This window comes from Microbacterium sp. K35 (assembly GCF_004794375.1).
Taxonomy (GTDB): domain Bacteria; phylum Actinomycetota; class Actinomycetes; order Actinomycetales; family Microbacteriaceae; genus Microbacterium; species Microbacterium sufflavum.
The window spans coordinates 1-4,271 of the sequence record NZ_SSDM01000036.1 but is presented as its reverse complement, the minus strand read 5'-3'; the positions used below and the strand labels follow the sequence as shown (position 1 = coordinate 4,271).

Below are 4,271 nucleotides of genomic sequence, written 5' to 3'. Positions count from 1 at the left end.
CGCCCGCCGACGACGCCGACACCGCGGGGACGGCGAGGTCGGCCTCGGCGAACACGGTGTCCACGACCGCGTCGAACCCCGGGCGCAGCGCGGAGGGGCGCACGGCCGCGTCGCCGAGTCGATCGATGAGCGGCTCGTCGCGGAACAGCTCGTCGACATACGGCCACACGTCGGTCAGGGCCCGGATCATCCGCGCGCGCGACTCGTCCGTGCCGCCCGCGAGCCGCAGCACCCACTGCACGGCGTGGTCGCGGTGGTAGTCGACCTCCTTGAGGGCCTTCTCCGCGATCGCCGCGAACGTGGGCTCCGAGCTCGCGCGCAGGGCGGCGTACAGCTCCACGAGGTACACCGACACGACGAACTGCCGTGCGATGGTCTGGGCGAAATCGCCGTTGGGCTGCTCCACGATCCAGGCGCTGCGGAACTCGGGCTCGTCGCGGAAGTAGGCCAGGTCGTCCTCGGAGCGGCCGTCCCAGGATCCGGCGAAGTGCAGGAACGAGCGGGCATGCCCGAGCAGGTCGAGCGCGATGTTGCCGAGCGCCACGTCCTCCTCCAGCTCCGGCGCGCGGGAGATCCACGCGCCGAGCTGCTGCGACAGGATCAGGGCGTCGTCGCCCAGCCAGAGCGCGTACTCGGCGAGGTCGGCGCTGGTCGCGGTGGTGCCGGCGCCCGCCAGCTCCTCGCTCAGCCGCAGCTCGTCGACCGAGACGTCTCCGTGCACGTCGGTTCCGTGCACGTCGGTGTGCCCGTGCTGCTGCGCGCTCACAGGTGCGGCACCCCCTCGGAGGCGGTGTAGTACACCGCGTGCCGGTAGTTCTTGCCGGCCGGACTCTCGAAGTAGGCGCCCTTGGCGTCGGGGTCGCTGGTGGTGATGGCGTCGGCCGGCACGGCCCAGATCGACACGCCCTCGCCGCGCCGGGTGTAGAGGTCGCGGGCGTTGCGGATCGCCATATCGGCGTCTGGCGCGTGCAGCGAGCCGACGTGCACGTGGCTCAGGCCGCGGTTCGCGCGCACGAAGATCTCCCACAGGGGCCAGGGCTCGCGCTCGTCGGCGCCGGGGGTGGCCATCACGCGACCGCCTTCGCCTTGAGGGCCTGCTTGCGGGCGTACTCGGCGGCGGCCTCGCGCACCCAGGCGCCGTCCTCGTGGGCGGTGCGGCGGCGCTCCAGCCGTTCCGCGTTGCACGGTCCGTTGCCGCGCAGCACCTGGAAGAACTCGTCCCAGTCGATCTCGCCCATCTCGTAGCGGCCGGTCTCCTCGTCGAAGCGCAGGTCGGGGTCGGGCAGGGTGACGCCGAGGATCTCGGCCTGGGGCACGAGCATGCTCACGAAGCGCTGGCGCAGCTCGTCGTTGGAGAAGCGCTTGATCTTCCAGGCCATCGACTGCGCGGAGTTGGGGGACTGGTCGTCGGGCGGGCCGAACATCGCCAGGCTCGGCCAGTACCAGCGGTCCACGGCGTCCTGCGCCATCTGCCGCTGCTCCTCCGTGCCGCGCATGAGGGTGAGGAGGATCTCGAAGCCCTGCCGCTGGTGGAACGACTCCTCCTTGCAGATGCGCACCATCGCCCGGCCGTAGGGGCCGTAGGAGGCGCGGCACAGCGGCACCTGGTTGCAGATGGCGGCGCCGTCGACGAGCCAGCCGATCGCCCCCATGTCGGCCCAGGTGGGGGTGGGGTAGTTGAAGATCGACGAGTACTTGGCCTTGCCGGAGATGAGCTGGTCCATCATCTCGTCGCGCGTGATGCCGAGGGTCTGCGCCGCGGAGTAGAGGTAGAGCCCGTGTCCGGCCTCGTCCTGCACCTTCGCCATCAGGATGGCCTTGCGCTTGAGGCTGGGCGCGCGCGTGATCCAGTTGCCCTCCGGCTGCATGCCGATGATCTCGGAGTGCGCGTGCTGGGAGATCTGCCGGATGAGCGTCTTGCGGTACGCCTCCGGCATCCAGTCGCGCGGCTCGATGCGCTGCTCGTTCGCGATGAGCTCCTCGAACAGGCGCTCCTCCGCGGAGGCCTCGTCCGTCACGAGGGACAGGTCTGCAGGACTGGTCATCGTCGACTCCTCGCCATCCGGCCTTCTTTACTGACCGATCGTTAGGTAATTCTGACACAGCGATCGTCGGTATTCAACCGGCGCCGGATCAGAGCGAGCGCGACACGAGCGCGAGCAGGGCCCGGCCGTAGGCCTCCGCGGGGTCGGGGTGCTCGAACGTCAGCGGCTCCCCGGCGATCTCGATCTCCACGCGGAACGTGTCGGGCAGCCGGACGAGGGAGCGGAACGTACCGCGGAGAAGTTCGCGCAGCTGATCCTCGCGGGGCAACCACACCGCATCAGCCAGGGTCACCGCATCGAGCGCCCACTCGGTCGTGCCGTTGAACGCCAGGTCGGTGCCGCTGGGGGTCTGCCGCGCCTCGATCGTCATCCCGCTCACGGTGAACACGTCGGCCTCGGCCTCCAGCTCCACCTCGTCGGGGAGGTCCAGCTGGAAACGGTCGCCCTCCGCGGGGTGCCAGGTGAGTCCCGCATCGCGCAGGGCGACGGCGAGTTCGCGCGTGATCATCCCTCCACGCTAGACGCCATGCGGCAGCCGTCCCCCGATCGCGGGCCGCGACGACCGGGCTGTCGGCGGTGTGCGGCAGAGTGGAGGACATGACCTCCGCACCCGCCGACACCGCCCGCGACACCGCCCGCGCCGCCCTCGCCGAGCTGGTCGGGCGCGCCGACGTCGACTTCCACGACGGGCAGTACGAGGCGATCGAGGCCCTGGTGGAGGGGCGCCGCCGCGCGCTCGTGGTGCAGCGCACCGGCTGGGGCAAGTCCGCGGTGTACTTCGTCGCGACGCTGCTGCGCCGACGGCAGGGCGCGGGCCCCACGGTGCTGGTGTCGCCGCTGCTCGCCCTCATGCGCGACCAGATCGCGGCCGCCGAGCGCGCGGGCGTGCGGGCCGTGGCGATCAACTCCACGAACGCACACGAGTGGGCGGAGGTGGAGGGGCGGCTCGCGCGCGACGAGGTCGACGTGCTGCTGGTGTCGCCCGAGCGCCTCAACAACCCCGCCTTCCGCGAGCAGCAGCTGCCCGCGCTCGTGGCCCGCCTCGGCATGCTCGTCGTCGACGAGGCGCACTGCATCAGCGACTGGGGGCACGACTTCCGGCCCGACTACCGCCGCCTGCGCGACCTGATCGGCCAGCTCCCGACCGACGTGCCGGTCCTGGCCACGACCGCGACCGCCAACAGCCGCGTGGTGGCCGACGTCGCCGAGCAGCTCGGAGCGCTGCCGACCGGGGAGGCCGGTGGGGCTGTGGCGTCCGCTGCACCGGGTGCGGGTGCGGATGCGGGTGCCGGTGCGGGAGCCGTGCCGGTGCTGACGATCCGCGGACCCCTGGCCCGCACGTCGCTGCGGCTCGGCGTGCTGCGCCTGCGCGACTCGGCCAGCCGCCTGGCCTGGCTGCTGAGCCACCTCGACGACCTTCCGGGCTCCGGCATCATCTACACGCTCACGGTCGCCGCGGCCGTCGACACCGCGCGACTGCTGCGTGAGCACGGGCATGAGGTGCGCGCCTATACCGGGCAGACCGATGCCGAGGAGCGCGCCGAGTCGGAGGGCATGCTCAAGCGCAACGAGGTCAAGGCGCTCGTGGCCACCAGCGCCCTGGGCATGGGCTTCGACAAGCCCGACCTCGGCTTCGTCGTGCACCTCGGCGCGCCGTCGTCGCCCGTCGCGTACTACCAGCAGGTGGGCCGTGCGGGCCGAGCGAGCGACAACGCCGACGTGCTGCTGCTGCCCGGGGTCGAGGACCGCGACATCTGGCACTACTTCGCGACCGCGTCGATGCCCGACCGTGAGCGCGCCGAACGGGTGATCGCCGCGCTCGGCGACGCTCCGATCTCGACCCCGGCGCTGGAGGCCCTGGTCGACATCCGCCGCACGCCGCTGGAGTTGCTGCTCAAGGTGCTCGACGTCGACGGAGCCGTGCGGCGCGTGCAGGGCGGCTGGATCGCGACGGGAGCGCCGTGGACCTACGACGCCGAGCGCTACGAGCGCATCGCCGCCGAGCGGGTCGCCGAGCAGCAGCACATGCTCGACTACGAGCGGACCGACGGCTGCCGCATGGAGTTCCTGCAGCGGGCGCTCGACGACGAGACCGCCGCGCCCTGCGGTCGCTGCGACACCTGCGCGGGCGTCTGGTTCCCGACCGAGGTGGCGTCGACGGCCAGCGCGCAGGCGGCGGAGTCGCTCGACCGCGTGGGCGTGCCGATCGAGCCGCGGCGCGCCCAC

Annotated in this window: 5 protein-coding genes; 1 reads left to right on the top strand and 4 read right to left on the bottom strand. The window is 72.0% G+C overall.

Translation table 11 applies throughout. The features are described 5' to 3' along the window. The 4 genes from paaC to DW299_RS00895 form a co-directional block, all read right to left on the bottom strand. The coding region (gene paaC / locus DW299_RS00910; RefSeq protein ID WP_136035310.1) for a 1,2-phenylacetyl-CoA epoxidase subunit PaaC at nucleotides 1-766 on the bottom strand (766 nt) is incomplete at its 3' end. Further along, nucleotides 763-1,068: a 1,2-phenylacetyl-CoA epoxidase subunit PaaB gene (paaB, locus tag DW299_RS00905; RefSeq protein ID WP_042539384.1), complete on the bottom strand. Its 306-nt coding sequence runs from the start codon at nucleotides 1,066-1,068 to the stop codon at nucleotides 763-765. The genes paaC and paaB, both read right to left, overlap by 4 nt. Continuing rightward, nucleotides 1,068-2,045, bottom strand: a complete 978-nt coding sequence (paaA, locus tag DW299_RS00900; protein WP_136035309.1) for a 1,2-phenylacetyl-CoA epoxidase subunit PaaA — start codon at nucleotides 2,043-2,045, stop codon at nucleotides 1,068-1,070. The genes paaB and paaA overlap by 1 nt, the downstream gene beginning before the upstream one ends. A gap of 88 nt (nucleotides 2,046-2,133) precedes the next feature. Next, nucleotides 2,134-2,553, bottom strand: a complete 420-nt coding sequence (locus DW299_RS00895; protein ID WP_136035308.1) for a pilus assembly protein CpaE — start codon at nucleotides 2,551-2,553, stop codon at nucleotides 2,134-2,136. Nucleotides 2,554-2,642: 89 nt separating this feature from the next. Between DW299_RS00895 and DW299_RS00890 the strand changes: the two genes are divergently transcribed. Beyond that, on the top strand, nucleotides 2,643-4,271 hold a 1,629-nt coding region (locus DW299_RS00890), incomplete at its 3' end, for a RecQ family ATP-dependent DNA helicase (protein WP_136035307.1).